Below are 17,523 nucleotides of genomic sequence, written 5' to 3'. Positions count from 1 at the left end.
GGCCTCGCGGCGGCCCTGGCGCGCGGTGTGGCGGCGCCGGGCGACGACCGGCTCGCCGGCCCCGTCCTCGGGCTGTTCGGCTCGGACCGGCCCGAGACCGCGGCGCAGCTCGCGGCCTGCGGCCCCCACCACCTCGTCCTGCCGGCGCGCCATCCGGACCATGCCGGCGCGGTGGCCGCGCGCCTGGACCGGGACGGCGTCGTCCTGGCGAGCCTCGCGCTGCCCGAGGGCACCGCCCGGGAGGAGGCCGCGGCGCGGATCGCCGGGACCTTCGCGGGGGTGGTCGACCGCGTCCCGCGGCCCGGCACGCTGCTGGTGGCCGGCGGCGAGACCCTGAAGGCGCTGTGCCTCGCGCTCTCCGTCGCGCGCCTCGACGTCACCGGGCAGATCACCCCGGGCCTGCCCCGCTCGACCCTGCGGGGCGGACGCTGGGACGGGCTCGCGGTCGTGTCCAAATCCGGCGCCTTCGGAACAGAGGGCGTCTGGCGCGATCTACTTCACGGCAACGGCTTTCCGCGCAGCAGGAGCGACGCGTGACCTCACATCTCGCCATCACCATGGGCGATCCGGCCGGCATCGGCCCGGAGATCATCGTCAAGGCCGCCGCCCGGCTGAAGGACCGGATCGACGCGGGCGACCTCAAGCTCGTCGTCATCGGCAGCGCCCCGTCCCTGCGCCGCGCGGAGCGGGCGCTCGGCCTCCTGCCCGATCCCGTTCCCGAGGTCGCCGAGGACGGCGACTGGCCGGCGCTGTGCTGCCTCCAGGCCGACGCGGAGGGCGCGCCGATCGAGCCCGGCCGGCTGTCGGCCGACGGCGGCCGCTTCGCCTACAAGGCGATCGAGGCCGGCGTTCGCCTCGCCCTGGCCGGCCGGATCGGCGGCATCGTCACCGCGCCGCTCAACAAGGAGGCGCTCAACAGGGCCGGCTACCACTATGCCGGCCACACCGAGATGCTGGCGGAGCTGACCGGCGTGCGCGGCTCGGTGATGATGCTGGCCCACGGCAACATGCGGGTCTCCCACGTCACGACCCACGTCGCCCTGGAGGACGTGCCCAAGCGCCTGACCCCGGAGCGCCTGCGCCTCGTCATCGACCTCACCGACCGGGCGCTCAAGGGGCTCGGCCTGGCCAGGCCGAAGATCGCGGTCGCCGCGCTCAACCCCCATGCCGGCGAGGGCGGCCTGTTCGGGCGCCAGGACATCGACGTCAGCGCGCCGGTGATCGAGACGGCCAACGCCGACGGGCTCGACGTGCACGGCCCGGTGCCGGGCGACACGGTGTTCGTGAAGCTGCGGGCGGGCCAGTACGACGCGGTGGTGGCGATGTACCACGACCAGGGGCACATCCCGGTCAAGCTCCTGGGCTTCGAGATCGACCCGGCGACGGGCAAGTGGATGGACCTGTCGGGGGTGAACATCACCCTGGGGCTGCCGATCATCCGCACCTCGGTCGATCACGGCACCGCCTTCGACATCGCCGGCACCGGCGTCGCCAACGAGCGCAGCCTCATCGAGGCGATCGAGTTCGCCGAGAAGCTGGCGGCGAGCCGTCAGGCCGGTTGAGCGCGGGGCGGGCGGTCCCCTCCCTCGCAGCCCTACGGGCTCGACAGGTTTGCGGCCCATGACGGAGCGCGACCTGCTCCCTCTCCCGTGCGGGAGAGGGGACCCGCGCTCGTCAAGGCTGTGTTTCACGTGAAACAAAGCAGGAACGAAATCTACCGCGCGTCGGCCTCCTGCCCCACGGCCTCGCAGGCGAACGGCGACGGCGGCGCCTCGACGCCGCGCCAGCGGCCGTAGGCCCAGGGGCGGTACCACGCCGCCCCCGCGGGCACGCGCTCCGGGACGAGGTCGATGCCGTGGGTGCCGAACGGCCCGCAGCGGCAGATCCGGGCGAAGCCCATCCAGCCGCCGGGCCAGAGCCCGTGCCGGGCGATGGCCGTGTCGGCGTACTCGGAGCAGCTCGGCCAGTGGCGGCACTGGCGCCCGATCAGGCCCGACAGCGTCAGCTGGTAGCCGCGGATCGCCCAGTGCGCGGCGCGCCGGACCATGCCGTCAGGCGGCCTGCCGCTTGGCGGCGATCTGGTCGAGGGCGTCCACCACCGCGTCGAAGGTCAGGAGCGTCGAGGCGTGGCGCGCCTTGAAGTCCCGCACCGGCTCGAGCACCGCGAGGTCCGACCACGCGCCGCCGGGCGCCGGACCGTTCTCCTTGAGCATCGACCGCATGGCCGCGCGGACGCCGCGCAGCTCGTCCGCGCTGGCGCCGACCACGTGCCGGCCCATCAGCGACGACGAGGCCTGCCCCAGGGCGCAGGCCCGGACCTCCTGGGCGAAATCCGCGACCCGGCCGTCCTCGCCCAAGACGAGGTCGACCGTCACGGTCGAGCCGCACAGGCGGGAATGGGCCGTGGCGCTCGCGTCCGGATTCTCGAGCCGGCCGAGCCGGGGGATGTCGGCGGCGAGTTCCAGGATACGGCGGTTGTAGATGTCGTCGAGCATCGGGTCCTCGGCCGGAGGCACACTTCCCATCGGGACTCTGCCGCGTGCATCGCGCATTGCGCGTTGCGCCGCGAACGATGATATAGGCCCGATGCGGCCGCTTCGCGAGGAGGCGGGCCGTCGACCAGGGTCGCGCCCACGGCCACGGTGGTTCCCACGGCCTTTCGTCCATCCCGGGGCGCCGGCTTGAAACCTTTTCGAGCCCGGGATCTTCCCTCGAACGCCCGACGCGATCCGACGATGTACGCCAAGCCCGACAGCACCCCGATGAAATCCCGCATCGCGCGGGCCGGAGATGCCATGGATGCCGCGCTCAAATCCCTGTCGTATCAGGGCGACGGCCAGGGTTTCGACCGGAACGGGATCGACGGGCAAGGGCTGAACGGCATGCGCAATGACAATCGGCCCGCCGATGACGGCCGCCCCGTCGAGGTGGCGCCGGAGCCGGCCTCCGCGACCCGCGTCCCGGACGGGATCGAGACCGGCCGCCCGAGCCGCGCCGAGGCCGAGGCCGCCGTGCGGACCCTGCTGCGCTGGGCCGGCGACGACCCGACCCGCGAGGGCCTGCTCGACACCCCGGCCCGAGTCACCAAGGCCTACGAGCAGCTGTTCGGCGGCTACGCGGTCGACGCCGAGAAGCTGCTGGAGCGCGTGTTCGAGGAGGTCGAGGGCTACTCGGACATCGTGCTGGTGCGCGACATCCCGTTCCACTCCCACTGCGAGCACCACATGGTGCCGTTCATGGGCCTCGCCCACATCGCCTATTACCCGACCCGGGGCGTGGTCGGCCTGTCGAAGCTCGCCCGCGTGGTCGACACCTTCGCCCGCCGCCTGCAGACGCAGGAGACCATGACCGCCCAGATCGCCGACGTGATCGAGAGCATCCTCAAGCCCCGCGGCGTCGCCGTGATGGTCGAGGCCGAGCATCTCTGCATGGCGATGCGCGGCGTCCAGAAGGCCGGCGTCTCGACCATCACCAGCCAGTTCCGCGGCGTCTTCAAGGACAACGCCAACGAGCAGGTCCGCTTCCTCACCCTGGTGCGCGGCGGCGCCAAGTAGCCCCGGGCGACGTCTCGACCATGACCGCGCGCGACACCGCCTTCGCTCCCCCCGGCACCCGGGCCGAGATCGAGGAGGGCACGGCCCTCACGCCCCGGTTCGACCGCGACGGCCTCGTCGCCTGCATCGCGGTCGACGCGCGCGACGGGCAGGTGCTGATGCTCGCCCACATGAACGCCGAGTCGCTGGCGCGCACCCTCGAGACCGGCGAGGCGTGGTACTGGTCGCGCTCGCGCCGGGAGCTCTGGCACAAGGGCGCGACCAGCGGCCAGATCCAGCGCGTCGTCGAGATGCGGGTCGACTGCGACCAGGACGCCCTGCTGATCCGCGTCGAGGTCGGCGGCGACGGCGGCTGCTGCCACACCGGCCGGCGCGACTGCTTCTACCGCAGCGTCGTCCGGGAGGCGGACGGCCGGGTCGTCCTGAAAGCCGCCGGGCGATGAACCGCCCTCTTGCCACGCGGTGGCAAGACGAGTCCGCCGACTTGCATTTCCCGCCCGGAGCCGTCGAACCGGTCCGCCCGCCGCCGAGCCCCGGCCCGCAGGTCGGGCTCGCCCTCGGGGGCGGCTCGGCCCGGGGCTGGGCGCATATCGGGGTGATCCGCGCCCTGGAGGAAGGCGGCATCACGCCGACCGTGGTGGCCGGCTGCTCCATCGGCGCCGTGGTCGGCGCCTGCTACGCGGCCGGGCGCCTCGACCGGCTCGAGGCCTTCGCCCGGGCGCTGACCCGGCGCCGGGTCGTGGGGCTGATCGACCCCCGCCTGCCGGGCTCCGGCCTGATCGCCGGCAACCGCCTGCGCCAGCGCCTCGCCGCGGATCTCGGCGAGCGCCGCATCGAGACGCTGCCGATCCGCTTCGGCTGCGTCGCCACCGAGTACGGGACCGGCCACGAGGTCAGCCTGACCGAGGGCCCGGCGGTGGACGCGGTGCGCGCCTCCTACGCGATCCCCGGCCTGTTCCCGCCGGTGGCCCATGACGGCCGCGTGCTGATGGACGGGACCCTGGTCAATCCGGTGCCGGTGGCGCTCGCCCGGGCGCTCGGGGCCGACCTCGTCATCTGCGTCAACCTCAACGGCGACACCGGCGGACCGGTGGTGCGCGAGGCGCCGCACCCGGCCCCGCCGCGCCGGGGCTTCCTGCAGGTCGTGCGCGGGCGCCTGCCGGGCTTCGACCGGCCCGAGCCCGAGATCGCCGTGCCGGGCATCGCCCGGGTGGTGCTCGACGCGTTCAACACCACCCAGGATCGGATCTCGCGGGCCCGGCTGGAGCGCGACCCGCCGGACGTGGCCATCGGCCCGGATCTCGGGGCCTTCGGGCTGTTCGACTTCCACCGGGCCGCGGAGGGCATCGCCCTCGGGCACCGCGCCGCCCGCGCCGCCCTGCCCCGGATCCGGGCCGTGCTGGAGGGCGCGGCCGCGCGGGCCTGAGGGATCCGGGCGCGCCCCGTCCGGAGGGGGCCGTCATCCGGCTGTCGTGGCCGCCTGCGATGGGCGCCCGTGCATGCTGGAGAAGCTCCAATGTATACGAGTCGCCGTCAGATCCTGCTGTCCGGAGGCGCCGGCCTCGTCGGGCTGGCCACGGGCCTCGGACGGCCCGGCCTGAGCCGCGCCGCCGACCGGCCGCTCCTGACCCACGGCCTCCAGTCGGGCGACGTCGGCACCGACTCGGCGGTGGTCTGGGCCCGGTCCGACCGGCCGGCCCGGGCGATCGTCGAGTGGGCGACCACCGAGAGCTTCGCCGACATCCGCGGCGGCGTCTTCGCCGACGCCCTGCCGGAGACCGACGGCACCGTGAAGGTGGCGCTGACCGGGCTGCCGGCCGGCCAGGACGTGTTCTACCGGGTCCGCCTGGAGGACGTCGCCGCGCCGACCATCGTCGGGCCGGCCCAGGTCGGGCGGTTCCGGACCGCGCCGGCGGACCGGCGCTCGGTGTCGTTCTGCTGGTCGGGCGACACGGCGGGCCAGGGCTGGGGCATCGACGAGGCCCGCGGCGGCATGACGATCTACTCCGCCATCCTGAAGAACCGGCCGGACTTCTTCATCCATTCCGGCGACACGATCTACGCCGACGGGCCGATCCCGTCCGAGGTGAAGCTCCCCGACGGCAGCCTGTGGCGCAACCGAGTGACCGAGGAGGTGGCCAAGCCGGCCGAGACGCTCGCGGAGTTCCGGGGCCGGCACAAGTACAACCTCACCGACCGGAACGTGCTGGCGATGAACGCCGCCGTGCCGATCCTGGCCCAGTGGGACGACCACGAGGTCACCAACAACTGGTGGCCGGGCGAGCCGCTGACCCGGGCCGAACACCTGAAGAAGAAGTACGCCGACCCGAACGTGCTGGCCCTGCAGCTGCGCGCGGCGAAGGCCTTCCACGAGTACATGCCGATGCGCTTCGAGCCGTCGGAGCCCGGCCGGGTCTACCGCAAGATCGGCTACGGCCCGCTGGTCGACGTGTTCATGCTCGACATGCGCTCCTACCGGGGCCCGAACGGGGAGAACCGGCAGACGGCGTACGGGCCCGAGTCCCACTTCCTCGGGCCGCAGCAGATCGCGTGGCTGAAGCGGGCGCTGCTCGAGTCCCGCGCGACCTGGAAGGTGATCGCCGCCGACATGCCGCTCGGCCTCGTGGTGACCTACGACACCGACCGGAATTTCGGCTCGGAGGCGGTGGCGCAGGGCGACGGGCCGCCGCTCGGGCGCGAGCTGGAGATCGCCGACCTCCTGCGCTTCATCAAGAGCGCGGGGATCCGCAACACGGTCTGGCTCACGGCCGACGTGCACTACACGGCCGCCCACTACTACGACCCCGACAAGGCGCAGTTCCAGGATTTCGAGCCGTTCTGGGAGTTCGTCTCCGGGCCGCTGCACGCCGGCACCTTCGGGCCGAACGCGCTGGACAACACGTTCGGGCCGCAGCTGCGCTACGTGAAGGCGCCCGACAAGGGCCAGGTGAACCTGTCGCCGGCCGCCGGCTACCAGTTCTTCGGCCACGTGGCGGTGGACGGCGCCACCGAGCAGATGACGGTGACCCTCAAGGACGCGGCCGACACCGACCTCTGGCACGTCACGCTCGATCCCCTGAAGGCGTGAGGCGGACCGCGGGCGATACGGGCTCGCGATGTCGGCCTGCTGGCCCGTCGACGCGAAGGGGCGGGGGTCCCCTCTCCCGTGCGGGAGAGGGACAGGGTGAGGGGTGCGACCGCTCCGGAAAGACCTGATCCCTCACCCCAACCCTCTCCCGCACGGGAGAGGGAGCGCGTCGCGCCCCGGCCCCGGCGGCCTGCCCTGAACCGGCGAGGCCCGGGGGCGGAGGGCGAGAGAGACGCGCGGTTCCGCGCCCCTACGCCATCGTGATGTAGTCGCGCAGGGCCTGGTGCTCGGCCTCGACGGTGGCGATCTTGCGCGCCACCACGTCGCCGATCGAGACCAGCCCGATCAGCCGCCCGTCCTCGCAGACCGGCACGTGGCGGAAGCGCCCGTCGGTCATGAGGGTCATGACCTCCTCGATCGTGGTGGTCCGGCCGCAGGTCGTGACCGCCGAGGTCATGTGGGCCGAGACCGGCGCGTCGAAGGCCGAGCCCCCGTGCCGGGCGAGCGCCCGCATGATGTCCCGCTCGGAGATGATGCCCGCCACCGTCCCGTCGGCCTGGGCGACCACGAGGGCGCCGATCCGCTTGTCGGCGAGGATCTGGATCACCTCATCGAGGGTCTTGTCGGGGCCCACGGTGACGACGGAGCTGCCCTTCTCGGCGAGGATGCGTGCGACGGTCATGGCTCTCTCCCTATGTGACGCGGCCGGTGCGCCGTCAGCCCGCGGCGCCCTGATGGCGTTCTCGGCCGGGTTGGCCCGGCTCGTTCACATTGTGGCGAGTGTGTGATCGATCCGGCCGGATGGCAAGGTGCCGGGCGTCGATGGCAGGGACTCAGTGCCGGCGCGGCTCCCGGGGATCCACCAGGGGGAACAGGAAGAAGCCCGCGATGAAGCCGCCGAGATGGGCGTCCCAGGCGATGGCGGCGTTCTCGCCGACGAGCGGCACGCTGACGAGGCCGAAGAGCAGGTTGGTCAGCAGCCAGATCACCAAGAACGACACCGCGGTCCGGTTGCGCAGCAGCTCCGGGATCGTCTCGGCGGGACGGGGCGGCGGCACCTGCCAGGCCGGCGCGCCGTAGCCCGAGACCGGCGGCTGGAACACGAACCGCGCGGCGGCGGCCATCAGGGCCGAGATCCCCGCCGAGGCGCCGACCAGCGGCCCCGCGCTCAGCGGGTCGATCAGGATGTGGAGAAGTCCGCCGGCCGCCGTGCCGGCCAGCGCGAGCACGCACCAGCGCAGGGCGCCGCAGCGGCGCGCCACCGGGGCACCGAAGGCCGCGAGCCAGACGCTGTTGAAGATCACGTGCATCCACGAGCCGTGCAGCAGCCCGTAGGTGACGAGCGTCCAGGGCTGGAGGGCGTGCTCGCCCACGATGTAGCGGGCGAAGGCCTCGCGGGCCGCCTCCAGGCCGGGATCGCCCGGATCGGCGGCGGCGCGGATCACCTCGGAGGCCCGGCCGGGATCGAACCAGAGGGTCCAGCGCGCCGGGACCAGCGCGAGGTCGAGGACGAGGCGGATGTCCCAGGTGTCCGGCAGCAGGAACTCGCGCACCGCCTGGATCGCCAGGAGCAGCCCGATCGACGCGGTGACGATGCCCGGCATGTTGAACACGGGCACGCGGCTCTGCCGCGGGAAATCAGGGGAGGCGTCCATCGCCGCACCATGTCGGGGCGCGGCGCGATCGGGCAAGCCCCGGCGACGTATTGAAGCTCGCAAATACCGGTCGGATCGCGGTCCGTATCGCGCACCGCCCCGTCTTCACCCCGGATCCGTCCCGGACGGCCGCGGTGCGCCCGGCGGGGTGCGACGATTGTGTCGCCGGCCACGACGCGCTACCCCCCGCCCCGCGCGGCGCCGGCGGGACCGGCGACGCGCGGGTGCGGGAGCCGGCACGGCCCGTGCGCCCGGACGCGGTGAACGCCCGGATCGGCCGGTCACACCCCCGCGGATGTGCCAGAATGATCCGGGGATGAACCACAGGCGTTGAGAATCGGGACACCGATGAAGCATCCCACCAGCCGCATGCTCCACGCCTACTGGGAGCGCCTGCGCGGAGAACGGGCCGCGCCGGAACGCGCCGAGATCGAGCCGGGCGAGATCCGGCACCTCCTCGCCGACAGCCTGATCCTGGAACTCGACATGCCGAGCCGCTCCGCGAGCATCCGGCTCGCGGGGACCCGGGTCTGCGCCCTGTACGGCCGCGAGCTGAAGGGCGAGCCCTTCGCCAAGCTGTGGGGCTCCCGGGCGACGGATCCCTGGCGGATCGTCGAGATCGTGGCCAGCGACACGCTGGGCGTCGTGGCGGGCCTGCGCGGCACCAACGCGGCCGGCGAGGCGGCCGATCTCGAACTCCTGCTCCTGCCCCTGCGCCACCGCGGCCGGACGCAGGTCCGCGCCCTCGGCACCCTCAGCCTCGACGGCGCGCCGCACTGGCTCGGCCTGCGCCCGCTGGTGGAGGCGGAGACCACCTCCCTGCGCATCCTGCCCAGCCGCCGGACCGAGCCGGTCCCGCCCGCCCGCACCGCCGTGCGCACGAGCGCGGGCTACCCCGGGCCGGTGCGCCACGGCCACCTCCTCGTCCACGCCGGCGGGCGCGCCTGAGAACCGTATTCGTCCAAGGTTACGCCCGGTCCCGGACGGCCAGTTCGATCGAATCAGCGCGCGCGCCCGAGGAAATCTTCGGCGCGCAAGTCGATCGCGCACGACGCGGCGGGGCTCGACAATGGATGTTTCTACAAGGCCGATCGATCCCGAAGCAGGAAAAAAGGGTTTCGTAACTGTCCGTGCCTAGTCTGCACCGGCCATTCTCCGGCGCAGGACCAATCTCGGAATGATCGCGGTCGAGGCCACCGCTGGAACTGATCTGCGCGGCCTCGCCGCCGAGCCGGCGCGCGGTGCCGCCGACCAGCGCCGCCACCAGCGCGTGCGGGTCGCCGTGCTCGGCCGCTACATGCTGGCCGATCGCCGGGAATATCCCTGCCAGACCGTGGACATGTCGCCGGGCGGCGTGCGGCTGACCTGCGCGGTCAAGGGCGCGGTCGGCGAGCGCGTGGTGCTCTACCTGGAGCATATCGGCCGCATCGAGGGCGTCGTCGCCCGCACCTGCCCGGACGGGTTCGCGGTCCAGCTCAACGCCACGTCGCGCAAGCGCGACAAGCTCGCCTCCCAGCTCACCTGGCTGGCGAACCGGGAGATGCTGGGCCTGCCGGAGGGACGCTCGCACGAGCGCCTCGTGCCGACCAACACGGCGGTGGTCCTGCGCGTCGAGGGCGGTCGCGAGATCCGGGCGCGCCTCATCGACATCTCGATGTCGGGCGTGGCGATCTCCTGCCCGGTGCCGCTGCCCCTCGGCGCCGCCGTCACGGTGGGCAGCACGCCAGGCCGGCTGGTGCGCTACTTCGAGGGCGGCTTCGGCGTGCAGTTCCTGCTGCCGCTCTCCCCCGACCGCTTCCACGCCGGGATGACGCTCTGACGCTCTGACGCGCGCCGGGCCGGCCGGCGGTCAGATCTTCTTGGCGAGCTGCGCGGCGACCTCGTCGGCTGGCCGGGTCAGGTCGAGGGCGCCGAGGAAGCGGTTCTGCGCGTCCATGATGTACACCAGGGCGGTGTGCTCCATCGTGTAATCGCCGTCCTTGGCGGGCACCTTGCGGGCATAGGCCCGGTACGCCTTCTCGGTGGCGGTGACCTGCTCGGGCGTGCCGGTGAGGCCGGTGATGCGCGGGTCGAAGCTCGACAGGTAGGTCTTGAGGCTCGCCGGATCGTCGCGCTCGGGATCCACCGTGACGAAGGCGACCCGCATCGTCTTGCCCTTCGACCCCAGGGCGGCGAGCACGTCGGAGATCTGCTGCAGGGTGGTCGGGCAGACGTCCGGGCAGTGGGTGAAGCCGAAGAACACGAGGTGCGTCGCGCCGGCGAAGTCGCGCTCGGTGACGGTGCGCCCGTCCTGGTTCACCAGCGTGAACGGGCCGCCGACGCTCGGCACGCCCACCGGCGCCTTGTCGGGCAGGAACGCGAACACCGCCGCCCCGGTCAGGCCGATGAGGCCGAGGCAGAAGGCGAGGAGCGGGACGAGGGCGCGGCGCATGGGACGGGTTCCGACCTCCGGGGAGGCCGGCACAGCACACAACGGCGCGCGGAGGCAAGCCGGCGCGGTGCCGCCGGCCGGCCGACCGGCGCCGCGCCGGCGCGACCGCTACGGCTTCGAGGCCGGCTCCCCCGCGGGGCTCGCGGGGGCGGCGCCCTTCGGCGGCTCCTTGCCGAGATAGACGTATTCCGGCGCCGCCCGGAGCTGGTCCTTGGTCGTGTCGATCCGCGCCTGGAGGGTCTTGCCGTCGGTGCGGTCGAGCTTGAGCACGGACGGGTCGACCGCGACGTATTTCGAGCCGATCCCCAGGAAGCCGCCGACCCCGATGATCCAGGCCTTCACGGCCCCCTTCTGGTCGAGGACGAAGTCGGCGATCTGCCCGATCGTCTCGTTGGCGCCGTTGACGACGCTGGAGCCGATCAGCTTGCTGGCGACCATGTCGTCGGGGGCCTGGGCCACGAAGGTCGGGCGCAGGCTGTCGGCCATGGTGGCGGGCTGGCCGGGGACCGGGGTCGCGGCAGCGCCGCCGTCCGGCTTGGCGCCGTCGGTCTGCGCCGAGGCGGTGGCGAGGCCGGCCAGCAGGAGGGCCGAGGCGAGGAGCGGGGTGCGCATCGGAGCAGGTCTTTCAGACGGGGGCCGCACAGGGGGGTAGCGCCGCCTCAAGGTTCTGGCGGGGCTTAAGTTCCGCGCGGTCTCGGCCCCGGCCGGGGCCGGCCCGGCGGTTTGCCGGCTGCGCGTCGGCGCCGGGGGCCTTTGACGGCGGGGCCTTCCGCCCCGCACAAGGCCGGCGCCATGCTCCGCCTCGCCCTCTACCAGCCCGACATTCCGCAGAACACCGGCACGATGCTGCGCATGGCCGCCTGCCTCGGGCTGGCGGTGGAGATCGTGGAGCCCGCGGGCTTCGACGTCTCGGACCGCCACCTGCGCCGCTCGGGCCTGGACTACCTCGACCACGTGGCGATCACCCGGCACCGCTCCTTCGCGGCCTTCGCGGCGTGGCGGGCCGAGGCCGGGATCCGGCTCGTCCTCGCCACCACGGCCGGCGCCGTGCCCTACACGGACTTCGCCTTCCGCCCGGACGATTGCCTGATGGTCGGGCGCGAATCCGCCGGCGTGCCGGAGGCGGTTCACGCGGCCGCCGACGCCCGGATCGTGGTGCCGATCCGGCCGGGCCTGCGCTCGCTCAACGTCGCGGTCGCGGCCGCGATGATCGCCGGCGAGGCCCTGCGGCAGGTGTCCGGGACGGCCCGACCGCGCATCTAGAGCCGTATCCGACCATGTTGCAACGGTCGGGAAGGACGGCGAGCCCGGTCTCGCCAGCCGCGCCAGGCCCCCTCTCCCGTGCGGGAGAGGGTTGGGGTGAGGGACGCGAAGTATCAGGACTGAACAGGCCGCCGATGCGCGTACAGGCCGCGACTCTTCCGGACTGTTCTCATCCCTCACCCTGTCCCTCTCCCGCACGGGAGAGGGGACCCGCGCCTCGTTCGGCACGGGCTCGCCGATCGCCTGCGTCCCAACCCGATCGGGAACGGCTCTAGGACGTGAGGCCTCTCGGGTCGGCCACCGTCTTTGCGAGCGGAGCGAAGCAATCCAGGCGGCGCCACGCTCGGCCGATGTCCCGCTGCACTGGGTTGCTTCGCTCCGCTCGCAAGGACGGGATCGGCAACGGATCGCGTCCGGCTCGCTTGGTACAACGGGACTCATCCCCACCCCGCGAGACGCGCCGCCGCATGGACGACACCGCCTTCACGCCCTCCCGGCGCCACGCCGATCTCGGCCCCGCCTTCTTCGATCCGGTGACGCCGGCCCGGTTCCCGCGGACGATCCTGCGCTACCGCAACCAGACTTGGGCGGAGCGGGTCGGCCTGGGCGGGCTGTCCGAGGCGGCGTGGATCGCCCATTTCGGCCGGTTCGAGCCCCTGCCGGGCAGCTTCGAGACGCCGCTGGCCCTGCGCTACCACGGCCATCAGTTCCGCGCCTACAATCCGGACCTCGGCGACGGGCGCGGCTTCCTGTTCGCGCAGCTGCACGACCGCCTGGACGGGCGCCTCCTCGACCTCGGCACCAAGGGAAGCGGCACGACGCCCTGGTCGCGCGGTGCCGACGGGCGGCTCACCCTCAAGGGCGGCGTGCGCGAGGTGCTGGCCACCGCCCTCCTGGAGGCGCAGGGCGTCTACACCTCGAAGAGCTTCAGCCTGATCGAGACCGGCGAGGACCTCGTGCGCGGCGACGAGCCCTCGCCGGCGCGCTCCTCGGTGCTGGTGCGCCTGTCGCACGGCCACATCCGCATCGGCAGCTTCCAGCGCTTCCTGGCGCTCGGCGACCCGGACAACATCGCCCGGCTCCTCGACCACACGATCGCGACCCACCGGCCGGAGCTCTGGCGCGACGGCGTGGAGGATCGCGCCGTCGCCTTCCTGGAGGACGTGGTCGCCCGGGTCGCCCGGATGGGCGCGCAGTGGGCGGCGGCCGGCTTCGTGCACGGGGTCCTCAACAGCGACAACATCAACGTCACCGGCGAGAGCTTCGATTACGGGCCCTGGCGCTTCCTGCCGCATTACGATCCGGACTTCACGGCCGCCTACTTCGACGAGACCGGGCTCTACAGCTTCGGCCGCCAGCCGGAGGCCCTGTTCTGGAACCTCGCGCGGCTCGCCGACTGCCTGCTGGTGCTGGCCCCCCAGGCGCGCCTGGAAGCGGCGCTCTCCGGGTTCGGGCCGGCCCTGCAGGAGGCGTTCGCCGAGGCCCTGTTCCGCCGACTCGGCCTCGCCGCGGCGCCGCGGCCGGAGACCGACCGGCTGGTCTCGGCGGTCTGGCGGTTCCTCGCCGAGACGCGGGCGCCCTTCGAGCGGTTCTTCTTCGACTGGTACGGCGGTCTCGCGAGCGCGCCCCGCGCGCAGGCCGGGCCGTCCGCCGGCCACTACGCGCACGAGGCCTTCGCGCCGGTGCGGGCCGCGCTGGAGCCGCTCGCGCCCGCCCCGGGCGCGCGGCTCGACCATCCCTACTTCGCGGAGGCGCCCTGCACGCTCCTGATCGACGAGGTGGAGGCGTTGTGGGCGCCGATCGCCGCGGCGGATGACTGGTCCCTGTTCGAGGCCAAGCTCGCGGGGCTGGCCCGGATGGCCGAGGCCTGCGGGACGGCGCCCGCCTCGGCCTGAGCGGCCTCCTCCTCGGCGAGCCGGCGGCGCTCCTCGGCGTAGCCCCCCGCGATGGCGAGATCGACCAGGCGCCGGGTCAGCCGGAAGGCCAGCCAGAACAGGGCGAGGCAGAGAAGCGTCGCGGCGGCGGCCTTGAGCGGGTCCACGGGGTTCCTCCGGTGATGTCTCCTCGGGCGGAGCGGCCCTCTTAGTGCCGAGGCGGGCCGCGGGGCAATTGGACTTCGTGCCGAGATCTGGCCCGCGGCGCGTCGTCCCGGGCTCGCCGGCCGGCGCCGGACCCGATACCCGGCCGGAACATGCTATGGCGGCCGGCGGCCGGATCCCGATATCCGGCGCTGAAGATCCCTCGATCAGGCGGATACCCGTGCGCGAGACCTTCCACATCGAAGTCCTCGGACCGGAGCCGGACGAGATCCAGACGCGGATCTCCGTGCGGGTCGGCAGCCTGGAGAGCGCGCAGGAGCGGGCCATGCGGCTGTTCGCCCGCGCCCGGGTGCCGCAGCGCTCGGGCGAGCCGGCCGAGGCGGTCCGGGTGATCGACGGCGCCGGCCGCGAGGTGTTCTATCGGACGCGCTTCGACGCGGGGGATTGAGGCGCGAGGACACCGCCGATGCGCACAGCCCTGATCCTGCCGGTCCTCGTCCTCGCGGCCTGCGCGCTGTTCCTGCGCAGCTACACCCTGCCGCCGGCCCCGGACCGCCGGGGCGGGACCACGCTCCTGCTGACCTGGCCGAACCGGCCGGCCTTCGGCAGCCCCCGGGCCGACTGCCTCGCCGGGCCGCCCGACGAACCGGTCCTGCCCTGCCTCATCGCCTCCGTCGCCCGGGCGCGGGACGACGGGTACACGCTGCTGCAGCTGCCGTTCTGCGCGACCTGCTACGACCTGTCCGGGCGGATCGCCGTCACGGGCCGCGACGCGGCGGCGACGCGGGCGCGACTGGAGCAGATCGCCCGTTTCGGATGGTGACACGCGCCCGGGCAACGCGCTCCCGGGCCCGCTCCAGGGTCCGGGCCACCGGGAACAGCGGATCGCGGCCCGCCTCCACCAGCAGATGGGCGATCGGCCGGCGCGCGGTCCAGAAGGTGGTGCCGAGGGCGAAGTCCGGCGGCGCGCAGGAATCGATCCGGTCGATCGGCCACTCGCCCCCGGCCACCGCCTCGGTCAGCCGGTGGACGAGCTGGACCCCCGGCGCGGTCTCCGGCCGCGTCTCGTCGTTGGCGATCTTCAGCACCCAGGCCTCCCGGCCGGTGACCGGCAGGATCAGCGAGGCCAGGAGCCGGTCGCCCTGGCGCAGGCGCGCGATCCGCACGCCGTCCGCTGCCCCGCGATCGGCCCCGAGATCTGCACTGAGATCGGCCAGGGCGGCGCGCAGGAAGGCGATCTCCGCCGGCCGCTGCGCCAGGCTCGTGCCGGCCTGACCCTTCCAGCCGGCGGCCTCCAGGGCGACGTGGGCGTCGAGGGCGGGGCCGAGGGATTCGGGCGCGGCGAGGATCTCGAAGATCACGGGCCCCGCCGCCTCCAGGCGCGCGCGGGCGCGGCGGAGCTTGCGGCGGCGCTGCCCGGAGAGGTGCCCGAGATAGGAGGCCCGCGCCTCCGGCCCGAGGCCGGTCAGGTCGAGCAGGCCGCGGTCGTGCGGCCAGTAGGCGGCGCGGCGCCCGCCCCGCGCCGCCAGGAGTTCAGGCAGGGGACCGCCGGTCGGAGCGTTCGGCAGGAGGAGGCGCGGCGGCAGGCCGAGGGCGCCCGGCGCGGCGAGCAGCCCCGCCAGGGCGGCCTCCGGGGCGGCGCCGTCGAGGAGCGGCGCCCCGAACGGGGCGTAGCCGTGGGTCCAGCCCACGAGCAGCGGCAGCGGCACGCCCCAGCGGCGGCGCGACGGCCGGAACGGCCAGGCGGCGACGAGCCGGGCCCCGGGCGCCTCGGGCGGCCGGTCGGCGACGAGGAGGAGCCGGACGCCCGCCCCGAAGGCGTCGCGGGCCGCCAGGGCGTAGCCCGCCTCGTAGAACGGGTTCCGCACCAGGCTCGCCCGACCCAGGGCCCGCCAGGCCGGGACCCAGGGCGCCGCCCCGTCGAAGGGCCGGACCGCCGCCACGAGCCCGCCGGGAAGCGCGGCCGTGTTCGATGGGGTGTCCGACGCGGGGCCTGCCATCGCGGGACCGTCAGGCGGCGAGACGGTGACGGATCGCGCCGGCGAAGCCGAGCACGTCGTAGCGCCACGCCGTCACCCCGGCGGCGGCGGTGAGCAGGACGAGGCGCAGGGCCTGTCCCGGCGGCAGCAGGCCGCCGGGGACCAGGGCGATGCCGGCATTCACCGCGCCGCAGGCCAGCGCGATCCCGGCGATGCCGGCCATGTCGGCGAGCGGCAGCGGCATCGTCGTGCCGGTCCGGCGGGCGCCGAGCACCAGCACGAGGCAGGCCGCGCTCTGGCCGCCCGCGAAGGCGAGGGCCGCCCCGGCGGCGCCGAAGCGCGGGATCAGCAGGAGCGACAGCGCGGCGACGGTGGCGAGGGTCGCGAAGGCGGCGGCCGCTTCCAGGCCGCTGGAGCGGGCGAAGTAGATCACCTGCCCGAAATAGTAGGCGCGGAACATCATCAGGATGCTCGCCAGGATCAGCACCGGGGCGAGCTCCCGCGCCTCGGCCCGGTAGTCGGGCCCGAGCAGCACCGCCACGACCAGGTCGTCGAAGCACAGGAAGAACACGGCCCCGAAGGCCGCGATCAGCGTCATGGCCCGGGCGGCGTCGCGCAGAACCCCGGAGGCCGCCGCCATCCCGCCCACCCGCGCCTCGCGCTTGGCGATCGAGATCAGCGAGAGGGCGATCGCCTCGCCGAACACGATGAAGCTCTGCTTCAGGAAGTCGGCCAGGGCCCCGTAGGCGCCGAGCCCCGCGGGACCCACCGTCTTGGCGATGATCAGCCGGTCGAGGCTCTGGGCCAGCGCCGCCGTCCCGAAGGAGAGCACCAGCGGCCAGCCGTAGGCGAACAGCCGCAGGGCCTCCGCGCGGCTGCCGCGGCCGGGCATCATCGGGGCGATCGTGGCGGCGGCCGGGAGGGAGGCCAGGGCGTTCGCGGCCGCCACCGCGAAGGCGAGGTGCAGGGGATCCTGCGAGAGGTGCAGCGCCAGGCTGCCGAGGGCCAGGATCAGGACGGCGCGGCTCATCACCGAGGCTGCCACCGCCCCGGCCCGCAGGCGGGTGCGGGCGATCTCGGTGGAGCCCTCGAACAGGGTGGTCCCGAAGGCCAGCGCCAGGATCGCGGCCGCCATCCGCGCCGGCATCAGGCCGAGGGCGGCGGCGAGCGCGCTGCCGAGCCCGGCGAGGAGCAGCGTGCCGCCCAGGATCCGCACCACGGTGCCGACCTGCGCGGGCTCGCGCGCCTCGTCGTAGAGGGCGAAGAACGCGAATTTCGGCCACTGGCAGGTCGCCCCGTAGAGCACCAGCGCCCAGGACAGGACGTACAGGTAGGTGCCGTAGCTCTCCACCGGCGCGAGCCGCGTGAACACCGCCACGGAGGCCATGTTCAGGGCGGCCGCGAAGCCCCGGGAGCCGACGTAGATCAGGCTGTGCCGGGCGATCATGTCCTAGAACCGGTCAGACGCACCACGACCTCGCACCACGCTGGGACAGACCGGCCCGTGGCGGGAG

At 73.8% G+C, this 17,523-nt stretch carries 20 protein-coding genes; 12 read left to right on the top strand and 8 right to left on the bottom strand.

Features of this window, described 5'->3' with window-relative positions; genetic code table 11:
* A partial coding sequence (locus ACLBYE_RS13260) for a nucleotide-binding domain containing protein (RefSeq protein ID WP_447694540.1) occupies positions 1–537 on the top strand: 537 nt, incomplete at its 5' end.
* Positions 534–1,562 (top strand): 4-hydroxythreonine-4-phosphate dehydrogenase PdxA, encoded by a 1,029-nt coding sequence (pdxA, locus tag ACLBYE_RS13255; RefSeq protein ID WP_447694539.1) that lies wholly within the window; start codon positions 534–536, stop codon positions 1,560–1,562. The genes ACLBYE_RS13260 and pdxA, both read left to right, overlap by 4 nt.
* Before the next feature lie 152 nt (positions 1,563–1,714).
* Here the strand turns inward: pdxA and yidD are convergent, their stop codons facing one another.
* Positions 1,715–2,047, bottom strand: coding sequence for a membrane protein insertion efficiency factor YidD (gene yidD, locus ACLBYE_RS13250; RefSeq protein WP_447694538.1), 333 nt, complete (start codon positions 2,045–2,047; stop codon positions 1,715–1,717).
* Between the two features lie 4 nt (positions 2,048–2,051).
* Positions 2,052–2,495, bottom strand: a complete 444-nt coding sequence (locus tag ACLBYE_RS13245; protein WP_020091160.1) for an iron-sulfur cluster assembly scaffold protein — start codon at positions 2,493–2,495, stop codon at positions 2,052–2,054.
* Positions 2,496–2,735: 240 nt separating this feature from the next.
* Here ACLBYE_RS13245 and folE point away from each other — a divergent pair, with 240 nt between their 5' ends.
* The 4 genes from folE to ACLBYE_RS13225 all read left to right on the top strand — a co-directional run bounded on the left by folE (position 2,736) and on the right by ACLBYE_RS13225 (position 6,642).
* Positions 2,736–3,554, top strand: coding sequence for a GTP cyclohydrolase I FolE (gene folE / locus ACLBYE_RS13240; protein WP_441008117.1), 819 nt, complete (start codon positions 2,736–2,738; stop codon positions 3,552–3,554).
* Between the two features lie 20 nt (positions 3,555–3,574).
* Positions 3,575–3,997 carry a phosphoribosyl-AMP cyclohydrolase gene (gene hisI, locus ACLBYE_RS13235; protein WP_020091162.1) on the top strand — a complete coding sequence of 141 codons (423 nt, stop codon included), beginning with the start codon at positions 3,575–3,577 and terminating at the stop codon, positions 3,995–3,997.
* Complete coding sequence (locus ACLBYE_RS13230) at positions 3,994–4,980, top strand: patatin-like phospholipase family protein (RefSeq protein WP_447694537.1); 987 nt, start codon at positions 3,994–3,996, stop codon at positions 4,978–4,980. Before hisI ends, ACLBYE_RS13230 begins: the two co-directional genes overlap by 4 nt.
* A 90-nt stretch (positions 4,981–5,070) precedes the next feature.
* A complete protein-coding gene (locus ACLBYE_RS13225) occupies positions 5,071–6,642 on the top strand; it encodes an alkaline phosphatase D family protein (RefSeq protein ID WP_447694536.1) in 1,572 nt (523 codons plus the stop codon).
* Positions 6,643–6,892: 250 nt separating this feature from the next.
* On the opposite strand, the gene ACLBYE_RS13220 is transcribed toward ACLBYE_RS13225, so the two are convergent.
* On the bottom strand, positions 6,893–7,324 hold the full coding sequence (locus tag ACLBYE_RS13220; protein WP_447694535.1) for a CBS domain-containing protein: 432 nt from the start codon (positions 7,322–7,324) through the stop codon (positions 6,893–6,895).
* Between the two features lie 151 nt (positions 7,325–7,475).
* Positions 7,476–8,297 (bottom strand): rhomboid family intramembrane serine protease, encoded by an 822-nt coding sequence (locus tag ACLBYE_RS13215; protein ID WP_056526486.1) that lies wholly within the window; start codon positions 8,295–8,297, stop codon positions 7,476–7,478.
* A gap of 348 nt (positions 8,298–8,645) precedes the next feature.
* Between ACLBYE_RS13215 and ACLBYE_RS13210 the strand changes: the two genes are divergently transcribed.
* Positions 8,646–9,245 (top strand): PAS domain-containing protein, encoded by a 600-nt coding sequence (locus ACLBYE_RS13210; RefSeq protein ID WP_020091168.1) that lies wholly within the window; start codon positions 8,646–8,648, stop codon positions 9,243–9,245.
* A gap of 229 nt (positions 9,246–9,474) precedes the next feature.
* Positions 9,475–10,116, top strand: coding sequence for a PilZ domain-containing protein (locus ACLBYE_RS13205; RefSeq protein ID WP_020091169.1), 642 nt, complete (start codon positions 9,475–9,477; stop codon positions 10,114–10,116).
* A 30-nt stretch (positions 10,117–10,146) separates the two neighbouring features.
* Here the strand turns inward: ACLBYE_RS13205 and ACLBYE_RS13200 are convergent, their stop codons facing one another.
* Both ACLBYE_RS13200 and ACLBYE_RS13195 read right to left on the bottom strand, forming a co-directional pair.
* A complete protein-coding gene (locus tag ACLBYE_RS13200) occupies positions 10,147–10,728 on the bottom strand; it encodes an SCO family protein (protein WP_020091170.1) in 582 nt (193 codons plus the stop codon).
* A 108-nt stretch (positions 10,729–10,836) separates the two neighbouring features.
* Positions 10,837–11,340 (bottom strand): PRC-barrel domain-containing protein, encoded by a 504-nt coding sequence (locus ACLBYE_RS13195; protein WP_273561122.1) that lies wholly within the window; start codon positions 11,338–11,340, stop codon positions 10,837–10,839.
* Positions 11,341–11,520: 180 nt separating this feature from the next.
* On the opposite strand from ACLBYE_RS13195, the gene ACLBYE_RS13190 reads away from it, so the two are divergent.
* From ACLBYE_RS13190 to ACLBYE_RS13175, 4 genes are all read left to right on the top strand, one after another.
* Positions 11,521–11,991, top strand: coding sequence for a tRNA (cytidine(34)-2'-O)-methyltransferase (locus tag ACLBYE_RS13190; protein WP_447694534.1), 471 nt, complete (start codon positions 11,521–11,523; stop codon positions 11,989–11,991).
* A gap of 467 nt (positions 11,992–12,458) precedes the next feature.
* The gene (locus ACLBYE_RS13185; RefSeq protein WP_447694533.1) at positions 12,459–13,886 is read left to right on the top strand and encodes a protein adenylyltransferase SelO; all 1,428 of its coding nucleotides are present in this window, start codon (positions 12,459–12,461) and stop codon (positions 13,884–13,886) included.
* Between the two features lie 364 nt (positions 13,887–14,250).
* Positions 14,251–14,478 carry a hypothetical protein gene (locus ACLBYE_RS13180; RefSeq protein ID WP_447694532.1) on the top strand — a complete coding sequence of 76 codons (228 nt, stop codon included), beginning with the start codon at positions 14,251–14,253 and terminating at the stop codon, positions 14,476–14,478.
* A gap of 18 nt (positions 14,479–14,496) precedes the next feature.
* A complete protein-coding gene (locus ACLBYE_RS13175) occupies positions 14,497–14,853 on the top strand; it encodes a hypothetical protein (protein ID WP_020091175.1) in 357 nt (118 codons plus the stop codon).
* Here ACLBYE_RS13175 and ACLBYE_RS13170 read toward each other — a convergent pair.
* Both ACLBYE_RS13170 and ACLBYE_RS13165 read right to left on the bottom strand, forming a co-directional pair.
* Entirely contained in the window at positions 14,789–16,030 is a 1,242-nt protein-coding gene (locus ACLBYE_RS13170; RefSeq protein WP_447694531.1) for a GNAT family N-acetyltransferase, read from the bottom strand. The genes ACLBYE_RS13175 and ACLBYE_RS13170 overlap by 65 nt on opposite strands.
* Positions 16,031–16,040: 10 nt before the next feature.
* Positions 16,041–17,456: a lipopolysaccharide biosynthesis protein gene (locus ACLBYE_RS13165; protein ID WP_091675739.1), complete on the bottom strand. Its 1,416-nt coding sequence runs from the start codon at positions 17,454–17,456 to the stop codon at positions 16,041–16,043.
* Positions 17,457–17,523: the final 67 nt, after the last annotated feature.

The sequence above is a fragment of the Methylobacterium sp. A52T genome, assembly GCF_053346095.1.
The sequence above is the reverse complement of the archived record's forward strand: the minus strand, read 5'-3'. Positions and strand labels throughout refer to the sequence as shown.

Excerpts from the sequence above, each read along its gene's own strand:
- yidD (WP_447694538.1), bottom strand. The coding sequence starts at position 2,047 with ATGGTCCGGCGCGCCGCGCACTGGGCGATCCGCGGCTACCAGCTGACG.
- ACLBYE_RS13225 (WP_447694536.1), top strand. The coding sequence starts at position 5,071 with ATGTATACGAGTCGCCGTCAGATCCTGCTGTCCGGAGGCGCCGGCCTC.
- ACLBYE_RS13205 (WP_020091169.1), top strand. The coding sequence starts at position 9,475 with ATGATCGCGGTCGAGGCCACCGCTGGAACTGATCTGCGCGGCCTCGCC.
- ACLBYE_RS13175 (WP_020091175.1), top strand. The coding sequence starts at position 14,497 with ATGCGCACAGCCCTGATCCTGCCGGTCCTCGTCCTCGCGGCCTGCGCG.
- ACLBYE_RS13210 (WP_020091168.1), top strand. The coding sequence starts at position 8,646 with ATGAAGCATCCCACCAGCCGCATGCTCCACGCCTACTGGGAGCGCCTG.
- ACLBYE_RS13230 (WP_447694537.1), top strand. The coding sequence starts at position 3,994 with ATGAACCGCCCTCTTGCCACGCGGTGGCAAGACGAGTCCGCCGACTTG.
- ACLBYE_RS13170 (WP_447694531.1), bottom strand. The coding sequence starts at position 16,030 with ATGGCAGGCCCCGCGTCGGACACCCCATCGAACACGGCCGCGCTTCCC.
- ACLBYE_RS13190 (WP_447694534.1), top strand. The coding sequence starts at position 11,521 with ATGCTCCGCCTCGCCCTCTACCAGCCCGACATTCCGCAGAACACCGGC.
- ACLBYE_RS13245 (WP_020091160.1), bottom strand. The coding sequence starts at position 2,495 with ATGCTCGACGACATCTACAACCGCCGTATCCTGGAACTCGCCGCCGAC.
- ACLBYE_RS13185 (WP_447694533.1), top strand. The coding sequence starts at position 12,459 with ATGGACGACACCGCCTTCACGCCCTCCCGGCGCCACGCCGATCTCGGC.
- ACLBYE_RS13220 (WP_447694535.1), bottom strand. The coding sequence starts at position 7,324 with ATGACCGTCGCACGCATCCTCGCCGAGAAGGGCAGCTCCGTCGTCACC.
- ACLBYE_RS13215 (WP_056526486.1), bottom strand. The coding sequence starts at position 8,297 with ATGGACGCCTCCCCTGATTTCCCGCGGCAGAGCCGCGTGCCCGTGTTC.
- folE (WP_441008117.1), top strand. The coding sequence starts at position 2,736 with ATGTACGCCAAGCCCGACAGCACCCCGATGAAATCCCGCATCGCGCGG.
- ACLBYE_RS13165 (WP_091675739.1), bottom strand. The coding sequence starts at position 17,456 with ATGATCGCCCGGCACAGCCTGATCTACGTCGGCTCCCGGGGCTTCGCG.
- ACLBYE_RS13195 (WP_273561122.1), bottom strand. The coding sequence starts at position 11,340 with ATGCGCACCCCGCTCCTCGCCTCGGCCCTCCTGCTGGCCGGCCTCGCC.
- hisI (WP_020091162.1), top strand. The coding sequence starts at position 3,575 with ATGACCGCGCGCGACACCGCCTTCGCTCCCCCCGGCACCCGGGCCGAG.
- ACLBYE_RS13200 (WP_020091170.1), bottom strand. The coding sequence starts at position 10,728 with ATGCGCCGCGCCCTCGTCCCGCTCCTCGCCTTCTGCCTCGGCCTCATC.